Annotated in this window: 16 protein-coding genes; 8 read left to right on the forward strand and 8 right to left on the reverse strand. The window is 48.0% G+C overall.

The window, feature by feature from the left end:
• Positions 1-121: 121 nt before the first annotated feature.
• The 3 genes from BOO20_RS01935 (at position 122) to BOO20_RS01945 (ending at position 2,870) form a co-directional block, all read left to right on the forward strand.
• Positions 122-715 (forward strand): 2Fe-2S iron-sulfur cluster-binding protein, encoded by a 594-nt coding sequence (locus BOO20_RS01935; protein WP_076789948.1) that lies wholly within the window; start codon positions 122-124, stop codon positions 713-715.
• A 137-nt stretch (positions 716-852) separates the two neighbouring features.
• A complete protein-coding gene (locus BOO20_RS01940) occupies positions 853-1,533 on the forward strand; it encodes a 2Fe-2S iron-sulfur cluster-binding protein (protein ID WP_076789951.1) in 681 nt (226 codons plus the stop codon).
• 116 nt (positions 1,534-1,649) lie between these two features.
• Complete coding sequence (locus BOO20_RS01945; protein ID WP_076789954.1) at positions 1,650-2,870, forward strand: alanine dehydrogenase; 1,221 nt, start codon at positions 1,650-1,652, stop codon at positions 2,868-2,870.
• Here the strand turns inward: BOO20_RS01945 and BOO20_RS01950 are convergent.
• On the reverse strand, positions 2,867-4,390 hold the full coding sequence (locus tag BOO20_RS01950) for an NAD(P)/FAD-dependent oxidoreductase (protein WP_076789957.1): 1,524 nt from the start codon (positions 4,388-4,390) through the stop codon (positions 2,867-2,869). The two genes, BOO20_RS01945 and BOO20_RS01950, sit on opposite strands and share 4 nt — an antisense overlap.
• 223 nt (positions 4,391-4,613) lie before the next feature.
• Between BOO20_RS01950 and BOO20_RS01955 the strand changes: the two genes are divergently transcribed.
• The 5 genes from BOO20_RS01955 (at position 4,614) to pscD (ending at position 8,890) form a co-directional block, all read left to right on the forward strand.
• Positions 4,614-5,237 (forward strand): sigma-70 family RNA polymerase sigma factor, encoded by a 624-nt coding sequence (locus BOO20_RS01955; protein WP_076789960.1) that lies wholly within the window; start codon positions 4,614-4,616, stop codon positions 5,235-5,237.
• A 25-nt stretch (positions 5,238-5,262) separates the two neighbouring features.
• On the forward strand, positions 5,263-5,520 hold the full coding sequence (locus BOO20_RS01960; RefSeq protein ID WP_076790095.1) for an anti-sigma factor: 258 nt from the start codon (positions 5,263-5,265) through the stop codon (positions 5,518-5,520).
• Positions 5,521-5,916: 396 nt separating this feature from the next.
• The gene (locus BOO20_RS01965) at positions 5,917-6,315 is read left to right on the forward strand and encodes an Hsp20/alpha crystallin family protein (protein WP_076789962.1); all 399 of its coding nucleotides are present in this window, start codon (positions 5,917-5,919) and stop codon (positions 6,313-6,315) included.
• A gap of 83 nt (positions 6,316-6,398) precedes the next feature.
• A complete protein-coding gene (gene dnaK / locus BOO20_RS01970; RefSeq protein WP_076789965.1) occupies positions 6,399-8,315 on the forward strand; it encodes a molecular chaperone DnaK in 1,917 nt (638 codons plus the stop codon).
• Between the two features lie 140 nt (positions 8,316-8,455).
• Positions 8,456-8,890: a photosystem P840 reaction center protein PscD gene (gene pscD / locus BOO20_RS01975; RefSeq protein ID WP_076789967.1), complete on the forward strand. Its 435-nt coding sequence runs from the start codon at positions 8,456-8,458 to the stop codon at positions 8,888-8,890.
• 89 nt (positions 8,891-8,979) lie between these two features.
• On the opposite strand, the gene ybgF is transcribed toward pscD, so the two are convergent.
• From ybgF to tolQ, 7 genes are all read right to left on the reverse strand, one after another.
• On the reverse strand, positions 8,980-9,750 hold the full coding sequence (ybgF, locus tag BOO20_RS01980) for a tol-pal system protein YbgF (protein WP_076789970.1): 771 nt from the start codon (positions 9,748-9,750) through the stop codon (positions 8,980-8,982).
• Positions 9,751-9,847: 97 nt separating this feature from the next.
• Positions 9,848-10,360, reverse strand: a complete 513-nt coding sequence (gene pal, locus BOO20_RS01985; RefSeq protein ID WP_076789973.1) for a peptidoglycan-associated lipoprotein Pal — start codon at positions 10,358-10,360, stop codon at positions 9,848-9,850.
• 91 nt (positions 10,361-10,451) lie between these two features.
• The gene (gene pal / locus BOO20_RS01990; RefSeq protein ID WP_076789978.1) at positions 10,452-10,922 is read right to left on the reverse strand and encodes a peptidoglycan-associated lipoprotein Pal; all 471 of its coding nucleotides are present in this window, start codon (positions 10,920-10,922) and stop codon (positions 10,452-10,454) included.
• Between the two features lie 41 nt (positions 10,923-10,963).
• Complete coding sequence (gene tolB, locus BOO20_RS01995) at positions 10,964-12,277, reverse strand: Tol-Pal system beta propeller repeat protein TolB (protein ID WP_076789981.1); 1,314 nt, start codon at positions 12,275-12,277, stop codon at positions 10,964-10,966.
• A 209-nt stretch (positions 12,278-12,486) separates the two neighbouring features.
• The gene (locus BOO20_RS02000) at positions 12,487-13,353 is read right to left on the reverse strand and encodes a TonB C-terminal domain-containing protein (RefSeq protein WP_076789984.1); all 867 of its coding nucleotides are present in this window, start codon (positions 13,351-13,353) and stop codon (positions 12,487-12,489) included.
• Positions 13,354-13,362: 9 nt separating this feature from the next.
• Entirely contained in the window at positions 13,363-13,785 is a 423-nt protein-coding gene (tolR, locus tag BOO20_RS02005) for a protein TolR (RefSeq protein WP_076789986.1), read from the reverse strand.
• Entirely contained in the window at positions 13,782-14,459 is a 678-nt protein-coding gene (gene tolQ, locus BOO20_RS02010) for a protein TolQ (RefSeq protein ID WP_076789989.1), read from the reverse strand. Before tolQ ends, tolR begins: the two co-directional genes overlap by 4 nt.
• Between the last annotated feature and the right edge of the window lie 22 nt (positions 14,460-14,481).

The raw sequence follows: 14,481 nt of genomic DNA on the forward strand, positions 1-14,481 counted from the left end.
GTTTCCGGCACATTATTGACCTGATAGAATAATCATACTGTGAAGAGCAACTTTTGGTGCAACGATGTTGTTAGGAATTAGGATTGTTTTAGTACACTTTTAAATTAAAACCATACACAACATGACTATCATTATAAATGGTAAAAGTTATGAAGCTGAATCGGGAGAACGGCTCATTGATGTTGCACGCATAAACCATGCTCATATCGGATACTTCTGTGGCGGCAACGGAATATGCCAGACCTGTTATGTTACCGTAAAAAAAGGGAGTGAACTGCTTTCACCCATCAGTGACTCCGAAAAAGCATTACTCTCTGATACACTGATAAAAGAGGGAACAAGAATGGCATGCCTGACCACGGTTGAAAAACCGGGAACCATTGAGATCGTTTCGACGGTTGAACAGGTTAAGGAGATGTTTGAAAAAAACCCGCTGCAACTGCCGGGATATGCCGGAAAAATGGGATGGGCGGCACTGGTGAAATTCCCGGATACCATGCAGTTGCAGTCGACAAGAAGTTTTGATCTGTGGCAGTTGCTGTCGGATATTATCGGTGGAATCGGAAGTGCACTGCAGCTTGTGGTGGATGCCCTTCAGCCAGCTTGCCCGGCGAAAGCGGAGTGTAAAATAATAGGCCATATTGACTCGGCCAACACAGATAGCCAGCTCATTGAAGCGACTGAACCTATAGCTAAACAGGGTGCTCAAGCCTGAGAAAATATGCGCACCCGTCAACTATTTTTCTTCCACAGGGAAAGGGAAGGTTTGACGGGTGCAGCACTGAAATTGCTTATATTCCATAATAGAGGGATCAAGGATGGTTTTATCACTCACACCTAACTCCGATACCCATGATCATCACTATCAACGACCGGCCGTGCGAAGCCCGGATTGGTGAGCGTCTGTTGGATGCAGCTCAGCATAACAAGTGCCATATTGGCTATATTTGCGGTGGCAACGGCATCTGCCAGAGCTGTTTTGTCTATGTCAGGGAGGGCATGGAGACGCTTTCGGCACCGAACAACATTGAAAAAGCCTTCATTTCAGAGAAACTTTTTCAGGAGGGCGGACGACTTGCCTGTCAAAGTGTTATCGTCAAAGAGGGAGCACTCAGTGTGCTTTCACGCGCTGAGCATCTGCGGCGCATTGTGCTCGGGCTCAACATTCCGGGCTTTGTAACCTATGCCCGTACCATCGGTGATAATGTGACGAACAAACTGCCTGAAGGTGCCGGAAACCTTTTTGAGAGAGTCAAAAAAGGGCAGATGAACCCCGGTGACTCCCTCTCAAAAATCGGCAACGGACTCGTTCAGGCATCACTGCTTCTGTCAAACACCTTTATGGAGACATTTCCTTTTCTGCAGTACCCCGGCTCCCTGCTTGCCGACGGAGTCAAAGGCGCAGTGAAAGGAGCAGCAGATGCTGTATGCTCGGTTTCAGGCGGACACCTGCATCTGCCGGGAACAACCTGTTCGTGCTGCAGCTCCAGTGAAACAAAGGCGATTGAGTCGGTAAAAATATCAGTAAAGTAGTGTTTCTCCTGTTCCCGAAACAGACCGGATGACAAAGAGGAAACGCTTTAGTAAGTGCGCAAGTCCCGACATTGTCGGAATAAAATGTAAGAGAGGGACCAAACCGTGAACTCCTGATGGGCTACTCATCCGATATCGAAAGCATTGAGTTTGAACTTGGCGCAAAAACGCTTGAACGCTGGCTTATCAAACCCGAAAAGACCATGAGCATTGTTCTCGGAATTCCCAGAGAACGGGCTCAGGATGAACGCCGGGTAGCTATTTCACCGCCCGGTGTTCAGATACTGGTTGAGCACGGTATCAAGGTTATGATAGAAAAATCAGCCGGAAACTTCTGCAACTTCACTGATTTCGATTACGCAGAAGCGGGTGCAATTATCGCAGAAACACCCGAGGCTTTGTTTGAACAATCAAACGTCATTGTCAAGGTCTCACCCCCTCAGCCTGAGGAACTTTCGCTCTTTATGCCCGGCCAGATGCTTATCTCCGCACTCCATCTTGGAACGGTCAGCCCGCAGTTACTGAAAACGCTTCTCGAAAAAAATATCACCGCTCTGGGATTTGAATTTATAGAGACAAGAGATGGTGAACTGCCGATTGTCAGAACGCTGAGTGAAATAGCCGGCTCACTGGCTATTCAGACAGCAGCCAAATACCTTGAAACCGGCTATGGAGGAAGCGGTATTCTGCTTGGAGGAATTGCCGGTGTCCCACCGGCGCATGTGACCATTATCGGAGCCGGGACCGTAGGACTGTTTGCTGCTCAGGATGCTCTCGGGCTTGGGGCACAGGTTACCGTTATCGACAAGGAGATCAACCGGTTGCGACGGTTTGAGGCTTTTTTCAATCGCCATCTTGTTACGGCTATAGCCAACGATCACTACATTGCAGAGCTTGCCAAAACCTCGGATGTCATGATCAGTGCGTTAAGCCCGAAAAAGAAGATCATCAAACCACTGGTCAGTGAACAGGTAGTCAAGTCAATGAAGCCCGGATCGGTTATTATTGATGTCTCCATTGACCAGGGCGCATGCTTTGCCACCAGCCGCCATACCTCACATACCAATCCGATCTATGTAAAGCATGGCGTTACCCATTATTGCGTCCCGAATATTCCTTCCGCCGTAGCCAAAACAGCATCATTCGCCCTTACCAACACCCTGCTCCCCTTTATACTCAAACTGACCGATCACGAAACCATCTCGGATATCCTCTGGAAAAGCCACAGCCTGAGAAAAGGAACCTATATTTTCAGGGGCTACGTCACCAAAAAAATCCTTTCCGAGCTTACCGATTTCCCCTACCGTGAGATTGATATGCTGCTTGCCGCCGGCTAAACAAGCTCTTCAAGAGGAGTTCCGAATTTTCTGGCCACATAGGATGCACAGGAGACCCCCGAATAGGTCACGGCAATAACTCCCTGACCCGGAAAGGTGCTGTCACCAACCGCAAACAGATTTTTCACCGGAGTTGTATTCTGGGGTTTCTGCAGAATATTCTGACCCGGTTTAAGCAAGGGGCCATATGATCCGTTAAACCGGTTAAGATAGCGTTCATGGGTAAGCGGAGTGGCAAGCACCTTCAGCTCAACCGCATGTGCAAGCCCTGGAAGGATCCGCTCCGTTCTGGCAATAATCCGGTCGGCAAACCGCTCCTTCGCTTCGCGGTATTCACTCCCTCCCCTGTCGTACTGCTGCCATGCTTCCATCTCGGCAGTAACAAAAGCATGCACAATGTGCTTGCCCGCAGGGGCAAGTGACGGGTCAAGCAGGGTGGGCGCAGAAAAATAGATTGTCCCGCCCGGCTGGTTATAGCATTTCCAGTCATCAACAAGAATATGATGAACAGAGAAACCCGCAGGAATAACCGAGCTGTCAACACCAAGAAAAAGCTGAAACCAGCTTGGTGCCTGCTGAAACCGCTCTTTTTCAATCCGGTATCGAGAGTCCGAAATGAGCCTGTTGAAGGTATCCCAGACGGTGGCGTTACTGATAACCGCCTTTGCGAAATACTCGGAACCGTCAGCAAGTCTGACTCCCCGGGCCTCTCCATTTTCAACAAGAATTGCACTCACCGCTGACTGAAATCGTATCTGGCCGCCGAACTTCTCAATTCCAAGGCAAAGCGCCTTCGGAATTGCCCCTGAACCGCCGACCGGATAGTTTATGCCGCCATAATGACGATCTGCAAGGCAGATACCGGCATTGACAAGCGGTGTTGAAACTGCGTCCTGAACCGCCCAGGAGTATGCTTCAATATCAATAAAGCGGAGCAGCTCCTCATCCCGGATATAGCGTCGTGCGGTTTTACCCATTGAGCGAAAGGTTTTCAGGGCAAGCGAGATGGTTTTGAGGGGATAACCGGCGACGACAGTGAGGAGGTGGTTCACATCCTCAAGAGAACCGGCAGGTAGTGAACTGAGAATAGCATGGACATCATCAAGTTCGCGGTAAAACGCTCTGATCCCGTCGGCTTCAGAGGGAAAACGATCAATCAGTGCATCGAGAAAGGTCTTGCGATCATAGGATGCTGAAACAGCAAAATCATTGGGCAGATGATAATGAATCTGAACAGGATCGTGAATCGTCTCTACCTGGATGCCAAGTTTCCTGAAAATTCTTGTATGCAGATTAAGTGTTCCGCTGCTGCCGTTTTCACCAAAGCCATAAAAAACTGAAGCTCCGGCATCAAAAGAGTACCCTTCTCTCTGAAAGGCGGAACAGCTTCCTCCCGGATAACGGTTCTTTTCAAAGAGAAGTGTTGAAATACCACGTTCCTGAAGCAGCACAGCGGCTGTCAGTCCTCCGATACCGGCGCCGATAATGATGACATCGGCAGAATCATGTGATGAAGTCATGTATAAGGATTTAGACCGGAAGTTCTTGAATACCCTTTTCAGGAGAGCTCTCTGTAAATTGATTATCCCGACCAGTCAGGACTCCATCCGCCGCCTGCTCAAAGCGCTCATAACAATTTATAAAGGGTGCCTTTAATTGACCTAAAATATATTTTTTATAATTATTTTGCGAAGTCAGCGACAAGCACGTTATGCAATGACAGAACAAGGATGATGTGATCATATGAAAAAAAATGAACCGGTTCGTCAGATAAAAACAAAAAAGGGCTCTCTCTCCCGGGAAGAACAGCAAAAACAGCTTGAGTTTCAAATAGAGGCTGTTGTGCATCTCAACTCCTTATACAATTACGCTCTGCACATGACCATGAATCCTGACGATGCAGAGGATCTTGTGCAGGAGACCTACCTCAAGGCCTATCGTTTTTTTAATTCCTTTGAGCGGGGAACAAACTGCAAGGCATGGCTGTTTAAAATCCTGAAAAACAACTATATCAACCGTTTTCGTAAAAACTCAAGAGAACCGGGAAAGGTTGATTACGATCTGATAAAGGATTTTTATCACTCAATCAAGGATACCCGGAGTGATACCACTGAAGCGGAGAGCGATTATTTCCACTCTTTGCTCCATGAAGAGGTTTATCAGGCATTGCACTCTCTGCCCGAAGAGTTCAGAGAGGTTATTCAGTTGTGCGATATTGAGGGGTTTACCTATGAAGAGATTGCCAACATGGTAGAAAGCCCTATAGGTACAGTGCGTTCAAGATTGTACAGAGGAAGAAAACTGCTTCGGGTACAGCTTGAAAGCTATGCAAAGAAATACGGGTTCAATACGAATGCTGATCAGTAAAATCAATACGTATAATTTTTTTATTATGAACTGCAAAAAAGCCCGCGTACTTATGAGTGCTGCAGTAGACTCCGAGCTTAATCTTAAGGAGGAGCAGGATTTTCTGGCGCATCTCTCCGAATGCAAGGAGTGCCATGAGGAGTTCGGAGAGGCAAAGAAAACAAAGATGATCATCAAGGATCGGATTGTTCAGTTTAAAGCGCCGCAATCGCTTGTTAATTCCATTATGCAGCTCACCGCTATTCCTGCCACGGAGCATGAAGACACCCTCCTCTTTGAATGAACCCTGCCGGAAGTGACTCTCTTCCTGGCCGAAACATGACCCCGTACGATCAACACAAGTGATCAGCAGGATTTCAAAACCGGTAGCGCTCCGTTCCCTTTGAGCTTGCCGGTTTTACCGCGTCGTTCTCAACCCCTGTATACCTCCCGGTTTAAGGCCCCGGCACGCTCTCCTCAAACCGCTTGAAACCGGCCAGCTCCACTCACCCGCTTACTGACATTTTGTCAGCACACGCACACTCCAGCCCGACATAATGATCGCAAGTATGACATTTTCTGCTCCGGAAAAACGGGCAACAACCATTTTTCAGCACTGGCACGGTAATTGATTGTTAATAGTCAAGCAGCTGCATGACAGAGCTGCCAATAATCACACTACTCATACAAGGAGAACACTATGCTGGTAAAACTATCGAAAGACCCGATGAGACTGTTTGACGATATCTGGTCAGGATCACAGTTGCCCACGGCACCTGCGTTCAAGGTTGATATTGCTGAAGACGAAACTGCATTTCATATAGAGGCAGAGCTTCCGGGAATAGCAAAGGAGCAGATAGGACTCAATATCGAGGATGACGTACTGACCATAAAGGCTGAGAGAAAACAGGCATCTGAAGATTCTCAAAAAGACTACCACCGTATTGAGCGGACTTATGGCACGTTTTCAAGAAGCTTCAATCTTGGCGAAATAATCGATCAGGATAACATCCAGGCTGACTTTGAGGAGGGAATGCTTTGCATAACACTGCCAAAAGCACGTCCTGCAGGAAGAACAAAAGAGATTGCAATCAATTAACGCTTTAGCACTATTCGGGTTTTGCGGGCATCCCTCCAAAACTCATCATGTTCATACACTATCAAAGAAAAGGAAAAGAAATCATGGGAAAAATTATCGGCATCGACCTTGGCACCACGAACTCCTGTGTAGCGGTCATGCAGGGAACTCAGCCTACGGTTATTGAAAATTCAGAAGGCAACCGTACTACACCATCAATTATTGCCCTGACCAAAACAGGTGACCGTCTTGTAGGGCAGGCTGCAAAAAGACAGGCTATCACCAATCCAAAAAACACCATTTTCTCAATCAAGCGTTTTATGGGGCGCAAATATGATGAGGTCCCGAACGAGAAAAAAATGGCCCCGTATGAAATCATCAACGAAAGTGGTGAAGCAAGGGTAAAAATCAACGACAAAATCTACTCTCCACAGGAGGTTTCTGCAATGATTCTGCAGAAAATGAAGCAGACAGCCGAAGATTTCCTCGGAGAGAAGGTAACCGAAGCGGTCATTACCGTTCCTGCTTATTTCAACGATGCTCAGCGACAGGCGACCAAAGATGCAGGACGCATTGCCGGCCTTGATGTCAAGCGCATTATCAACGAACCGACAGCCGCAGCTCTGGCCTACGGGCTTGACCGAAAAAAGGAGAATGAAAAGGTTGCCGTCTTCGATCTTGGTGGCGGAACATTTGATATCTCCATTCTTGAGCTTGGAGATGGCGTTTTTGAAGTCAAATCAACCGATGGCGACACCCATCTCGGCGGCGATGACTTTGACCAGAAAATTATTGATTATCTGGCAGATGAGTTCAAGAAACAGGAAGGTATTGATCTTCGCAATGATGCCATTGCTCTCCAGCGTCTGAAAGAGGCTGCTGAAAAAGCAAAAATAGAGCTCTCATCAAGAACGGATACAGAGATCAACCTCCCCTTTATTACCGCAACCCAGGAGGGCCCGAAACACCTTGTCATCAATCTGACCAGGGCAAAATTTGAGGCTTTGAGCGCTGAGCTGTTCGACAAGATTCTTGATCCCTGTCATCGTGCAATCAAGAACTCCAAGGTTGACATGAAGGATATTGATGAAGTTGTGCTTGTCGGTGGTTCAACCCGCATACCAAAGGTTCAGGCTCTTGTCAAGGAGTTCTTCGGAAAAGAGCCGAACAGAAGCGTCAATCCTGATGAGGTTGTTGCAATCGGCGCAGCCATTCAGGGAGGTGTGCTTAAAGGTGATGTAACCGATGTGCTTCTGCTTGATGTCACTCCGCTCTCTCTGGGTATAGAGACCCTTGGCGGTGTCATGACCAGGCTCATTGATGCAAACACCACCATTCCGACCAGAAAGCAGGAGGTATTCTCAACTGCAGGGGACAACCAGACTTCAGTTGAGGTCCATGTCCTTCAGGGAGAGCGCCCGATGGCCACTGACAACAAAACACTCGGACGGTTCCATCTTGGTGATATTCCTCCATCTCCAAGAGGAGTTCCGCAGATTGAAGTAACCTTCGATATCGATTCAAACGGTATTCTGAGCGTGTCGGCAAAAGACAAGGCGACAGGCAAAGAGCAGAGCATTAAAATTGAGTCGAGCAGCAAGCTGAGCGATGTGGAAATTGAAAAAATGAAGCAGGATGCCAAAGATCATGCTTCCGAGGACCAGAAACGCAAGGAGGAGATTGACACAAGAAACGTGGCTGACTCGCTCATTTTCAGCACGGAAAAACAGCTGAAGGAGCTGGGTGATAAAATACCGGCAGAGAAACGTCCGGCACTTGAAGGATCCCTTGATAAACTCCGGGAGGCCTACAAAAACGGCACTATTGAATCCATCAAGAGCGCTATGGAAGAGGTCAACAAGGAGTGGAGCGAGATTGCTTCACAGCTCTACCAGTCACCTCAGTCTGAAGCTGCTCATTCCGAGCAGGCTCCTCAGTCGGAAGGCGAAAAGAGAAAAAGCGGCGGAGATGGTGAAGTTGAAAATGCCGAGTATGAAGTGATTGATGACAAAGAGAAGTAAGCTTGTCAACACAAGCTCATCAGTAACAAAGGGATTCGTCATGAATCCCTTTGTTATTTAACCTTGATTTGCTAATTTAACCAATGTTGAACGCGGAACACCAAAAGGTGTTCTATTTGCAAATTTTAACCGTGCAAACGATGCGATCTCAGCTCAGCCGTCCGAATACCGCTACAAACCAGGTCAGGGTCAGTACTGCAGGACCATGGTCGGGAAATGCGGCGCATAAAACCAGGAAATATTATATCACCACGGCAAAACGGGACAACTACGGGAAACTTCAGATCCAGATCTGCCCTGTATCCGGACGCAGAAAGTTGTCGCCGACACCTGAGATAATCAGTAAAATCATTTCAGGTGAGATAGAGTTGTTTGTTTTGACCACACAGCCCGATATCGGAATTGACCTGAAACAGAAGGTTCTTGACAATGAGAACCGGTATGTCATCGACTTTGACAAGCGGGGAATCAAGTGGACCATGAGGGATATTCCGGTCTTTTATGACTCACTGCACCAACAGCTCGCCGTTGAAATTGACCGCCAGTTCTATACCCTGGACAAGTTTTTCAAGTAACAAGAGGTAATGCCTCTTGTTATCCAAGCCGGTCACATCCCCTTTTCAATGCCATGCATCACTCCTGCATGGCATTTTTTTTCTCATCACTACAGGAGTTTCTTTTTTGCCAGCTTTGCTTCCGGAGAGGCAGGATAGACACTCACAAGACTGCTGTATCGTGCCCTGGCACTCGCTGTATCGCCAATCTTCTCGAAACAGATTGCCTGCTTGAAGAGCGCTGCCGGACGCTTGCTGCTTTTGGTATATTTGGCAATAACCACCTGATATTCCAGAATGGCCTTTTCATACCATTTCTCCAGAAAATAGCTCTCCGCAAGATAAAACTGCGCATCAGAGAGAAGGGGTGATTTCGGATAGCCCTGTATAAGTTTGCCAAAACTTTCCCGTGCTGCGCTATAGCTCTTTTTTCCGAACAGCACAACCCCTTCATCCAGCAGTTTCTTTTCAGGAGAAATCTCCGTCGTTTTCAGCGTGTCAGTTACTGCACTGCTCTTTGGCTTTGACACTGCCGGAGCGAGACGCTGCTCTTTTTCAAGTCCAAGATAACTCTCGATTTTCTGTAGCCGTGAATCGAGATCATCAAACTTGTGCACAAGCAGAGAGTCCTCCATACCAAGACGCCCGAATGTTTTGCTGTTATTGTACCTGGCCTCTTCAATACTGCCCTGCAGGCGTGCAACCTCATCACGAATCTGCTGTACATCCGAATAGGAGACTGCCGTTTGTGTTTTAATGGTCTCAGAATCTGTTTTCAGTTTCAGGAGATCGTCTTTGACAACAACAAGCTCCTGCTTTGAAGCACATGCCGAAAGCAGAAAAAAGGGAAAGAGTAGAAACGGTTTAATCTTTGTATTCATGGATATCGACAACATTGATTGATTCAAAACTTGCACTAATACCTGTTTCCGTTTGTCAGCTCCAGAGCTATTCCAGGGTACGGCGTGAACGCCCCTGTTATTTTATCACAAAATGCGCACGCCTGTTTTTTGCCCATGCCTCATCATTCCGGGCAGAATCGAAAGGGCGCTCTTCACCATAACTGACAGATTCAAGGCGGGAGGTTGCAACTCCGAGTTTTACCAGATACTCCTTCGCTGTTGCTGCTCTGCGTTCTCCAAGTGCAAGATTATACTCCGCAGTACCTCTCGAATCACAATGACCTTCAATCAGAACACCTTTGGCTGTATTGCTTCCAAGCCACTCGGAATTCTGTTTCAACTGGCCCTGAGCTTCGGTACCGAGTGTGGAGCTGTCAAAATCAAAAAACACATCACCGAGCGGTCCTGTCTGATACTTGTCAAATCCATATCCTGTCGGTGTAGAGGGCAGTGCCGGAGATGAGAGTGCAGAACTCTCTGAAGAGGTGCTGCCGCCAGTGCTCTCTGTTGAGGTCACTGCACTTTTTGATGAACATCCCGCCGTCGTCATCAAGGCAAGAATAAAGATGCCGTTTACTGTTTTTCTCATCGTTCAATCATCATTTTAGCATGAATAAAAAAAACGGGGGCACGCCCGATTCAGCCTGCCCCCTGATAGATCACAACCTGAAAAGGCAATACTACTCGGCTACAAAGTGTGCTCTTCTGTTCTGGGCCCATGACTCCTCATCATGACCGACAGCAAATGGCCGCTCTTCACCATAACTGACCGTTTTCAGGCGATTGGCCGAAATACCGAGGTTCACGAGATTGTCCCTGGCACTGACCGCACGACGCTCACCAAGAGCAAGATTGTATTCGTTGGTCCCGCGTTCGTCGCAATGGCCCTCAATAACAACACTCCGTGTTCCATTCGCCTGCAGCCATGAGGCATTGGTTTTAAGCTGTTCAACAGCATCAGCACGTACAAGTGATTTGTCGAAATCATAAAAGACATCACCAAGGAGAGGCCCCTGAACTACCGGTGGTGCTACCGGGGGCGGTGGCGGCGGTTCCGGAGCGACAACGACATCCTTTTCGCAGCAGCATGCTCCGAGAAAGAGCATTGAAGGAATCAGCAGGTTTCGAAATAAAATTTTCTGGTTTAGCATGGGTCAATCCTCCTTTTTATTGTTTTTTCAACTGCGGTACACTATCGAAATACTGACCAGAATGGCTGCATCTGCTCGCCATCAACCTGCAATAAACGCCTCTGGTTTTCTCCGGATGCACTCATGACGTACAATTTTTTTGCCCCCTGGCGATTGGATGAAAAAACAATCATCTCTCCATCAGGAGACCATGAAGGCGCTTCGTTTTCCTGGGCATTTCTTGTCAGCTGTCGTAAGCTTGAACCGTCTGCATTTATCACAAATATATTGATTTCGCCATTCTTTTCCCATGTCGTGTAGGCAATTTTATCCCCCGATGGAGACCATGAAGGCTGCGTGTTATAGCGACCGCTGAAAGTGAGTCTCTTGACCTCTCCGGATTGAATATCCTGGATAAAAATCTGGGGCAAACCGTTTCGCGAAGAGACAAAGGCCATTTTACTTCCATCGGGAGAAAATGTCGGTGAGACGTCTATTCCCTTGCTGTTGGTAACACGCCGGGAGACGGTGCCATCAGGTCTGACAAGATAGATCTCCTGATCACCTTCATAGGAGAGGGTTGTCGCAACTTCACTGCCGCCTCTCCATCCGGGATCAATGCTGATACCGTTTTTGCTCACAAAACTGGTTTTTCTGTCGGAGAGGTTCCTGATATAGAGGGAGGGGCGACCTGCTGTGAAATCAGTATAGGCAAGGTATTTCCCATCCGGAGAGAGCGCAGGGGTAAGGGTGATGGATTTGGAGTTGGTGAGCTGCTCAAGACCATACCCGTCAAAATCGCACTCATAGATCTCCTTGAAACCGGTTTTATTGCTGACAAAAACAATCTTGCTGCCGAAAACCGACTTTTTTCCGGTCAGAAGTTCAACAAGATCGGCACAGAATGCATGACCGATGGAACGAAGCTCATCTTTTCGGCCTGTATAGGATTTTTTGAGCAGCGACTTTCCTCCTGCGCTCTCAAAGACCTCCATATCAAGCGTGACCTTCCCGGATTTTTCGAAAACCCTGCCACCGGCATAGACTTCCGCTCCAACTGAATTCAGGGCACTGAAATTAACACGCACCGTCTCTTTATCAACGATCTCTTTGACATTAAGGGGAGGAGCAATCACCGAGAAATAATTGGTAAAATCGAGCCCTTCATGAATAACGGCGTCAATATTTCCTGCCCACTCACTCTCTTTTCTGCCCTTTGCATCCGGCCTGTCGAGAACAAGTGCAATTTTACTGGCACCCTCCTTGCGGATGGCGATGTACTCACCTGACTCAGCAGCTGTGAGATGGTGAGGAGAAGCAAAGAGGCAGGAGAAGAGAACAAGAGTACCGGAAAAAAATGATCGGATTTTTAGCATATATAGTCACCGTTATAATTTGTAAAAGATCGCCGGAAAACCGGCCATGCCCTTATGTATTTACCATAGCACAGAGCATCACTCCAGGCTCTTTCATCGCAAATGTACACAAAACATCTATTCGGTATTGCTCAACAAATATACATCAACCAGCCTATATACGGAAAGTATTTTTCCCGCACTCTCTATCCGTCAAAAACCGGCCTTCTCTACTTTTGAATACCTTGAGGAGTAAATACAAAACCGACCCAAAGCTCACGCTCACTCGCAAGTTCCTCTTTCGGAATAACAGGCAGTGGGGAGGATTTCTCAAGTGCCCGTTTCACCGAGTTGTTCAGGTATTCACTTGGAGCCCTCCTGTCGAAAACAATCTGATTGATTGTTCCATCGGCAAGGATGTGGATACGAACATAGACCTCCATACTGCTACTGATCATCTTCCCCGAAAACTCCCAGTTTTTCTGAATAATTGAGGCTATGACGGCTTTATAGGGACCACCCCCTCTGCCGCTGCCGCCGGTTCCGTTTCCACCCCCTGCAGAGCCTCCCCGTCCTCCAGGATTTCCTTCAGCATTCACTCTCTGCTGAAGCTGCGCCAGCGCTTTATTCAGATTACCCATACTCCCTGCCGGAGATGGTTTGGGCGGCGCTGGCGAACTCTTTGCAACGACCTGCTTGAGGCGCTCAAGGGCCTTGTTGATCTGATCCTGCTTGCTGACCGGCTTGGCTACAACATCGGAAATAGTCTTTACCTTTGGTTGTACAGGGGTCGGCACGGGCTGTGCGGCCGGCTGCGGGGCTTTTGATTCGACCGGAGCTGGCGGTTCTGACACGGTTTGAGCTGCCGGAAGTGAGGATCCTTCGCCCGGTGCTTCTGAAAAACCGGCAGGGCCTCCGGGACCGGAGAGCGATACAAGCGTGACGCTTATCAGCCTGGGTGGTTTGGCATGCCGCTTTGCATCCAGGATCTGGAGATACAACGCGAATATAAAGAGCAGGAGATGCATGGCTGCTGCAGCGGCAAGCCAGAAAAAAAACTTTTTTTCAGCAGGAACTCTCTTCTGAGCTGTTTTCATACTCCCCACTTATCTCCCCTCTTTACCGATAACAGCCACCGGTTCCGTCACCATTCCGATCTTTTCAATTCCGGCATCCCTGATCTGTGCCATAACATCCATTACCAATCCGTACGGGAGTGATTTATCGGCTTTCAGGTAGACCTCCCCTGTCCGCTTGACATCGAGGATCGTCGGCAGTTTCTGGCGAACTTCACTGGCGTTCAACTGATATTCATTGATATAGACCCGCCTTGAAGCGTCAATGCTGATCACCAGCGCTTTCTCCGAGACGTCCATCTTTTCGTGGGTTGTTTGCGGGGTCTCGACTTTGACACCATGCGTCATCATGGGTGCGGTTACCATAAAAATGATAAGAAGCACAAGCATGACATCAACAAATGGCGTCACATTGATGTCGCTCATCAAACGACCTTTTCCGGAAGTCATCATATCCCCTGCTGAGAAGAGGGTTCAATAAAGAATGCCGCAGCAAATTCCGGAGAAAACTCCTCGAGGTCATGTTCGATACTACCGATCTGCTGCGAAAAATAGTTATAGCCGATAACTGCCGGAATTGCCGCAGCAAGACCGGCGGCAGTTGCAATCAGGGCTTCAGAAATACCCGGAGCGACAATAGCAAGAGAGGCTGACTGAGACTGGCCTATATTCTGAAAAGAGGTCATAATACCCCAAACGGTGCCGAAAAGCCCGATGAAGGGTGCGGTATTACCGACAGTTGCAAGAAAAGAGATGAGTGACGAAAGTCTTTTGCCCTCAAGATTTGCCTCACGTTTGATTGCTCTGGCAATCCGGGCACGCGCCTGGCGGATATCGCTTTTGTCTCCAAGTGCCCGATACTCGATATAGCCTGCACGAAACACCCTGGGCAGGGAGCCATGCCGGTACTGTTCACTCTCGGTGAAAGCCTTGTCGACATTATAGACATCGAAAAAAAAGTCAAGGAACACTTTCGACTCGCCGAGTGATTTACGGACATATCCGAACTTGTAGGCAATGATTGCCCAGGATACCACAGAGAAAGAGAGGAGTACAAAAAGAACAAACAAGACGACAGGTCCGGCATCCGAAACCAGTCCGAAAATCCCGAGTTTAGAATCAAGCATCAGAAGGGTAACTAATTAAAGG

It is taken from the genome of Chlorobium sp. KB01 (genome assembly GCF_001975465.1).
Taxonomy (GTDB): Bacteria; Bacteroidota; Chlorobiia; order Chlorobiales; family Chlorobiaceae; genus Chlorobium.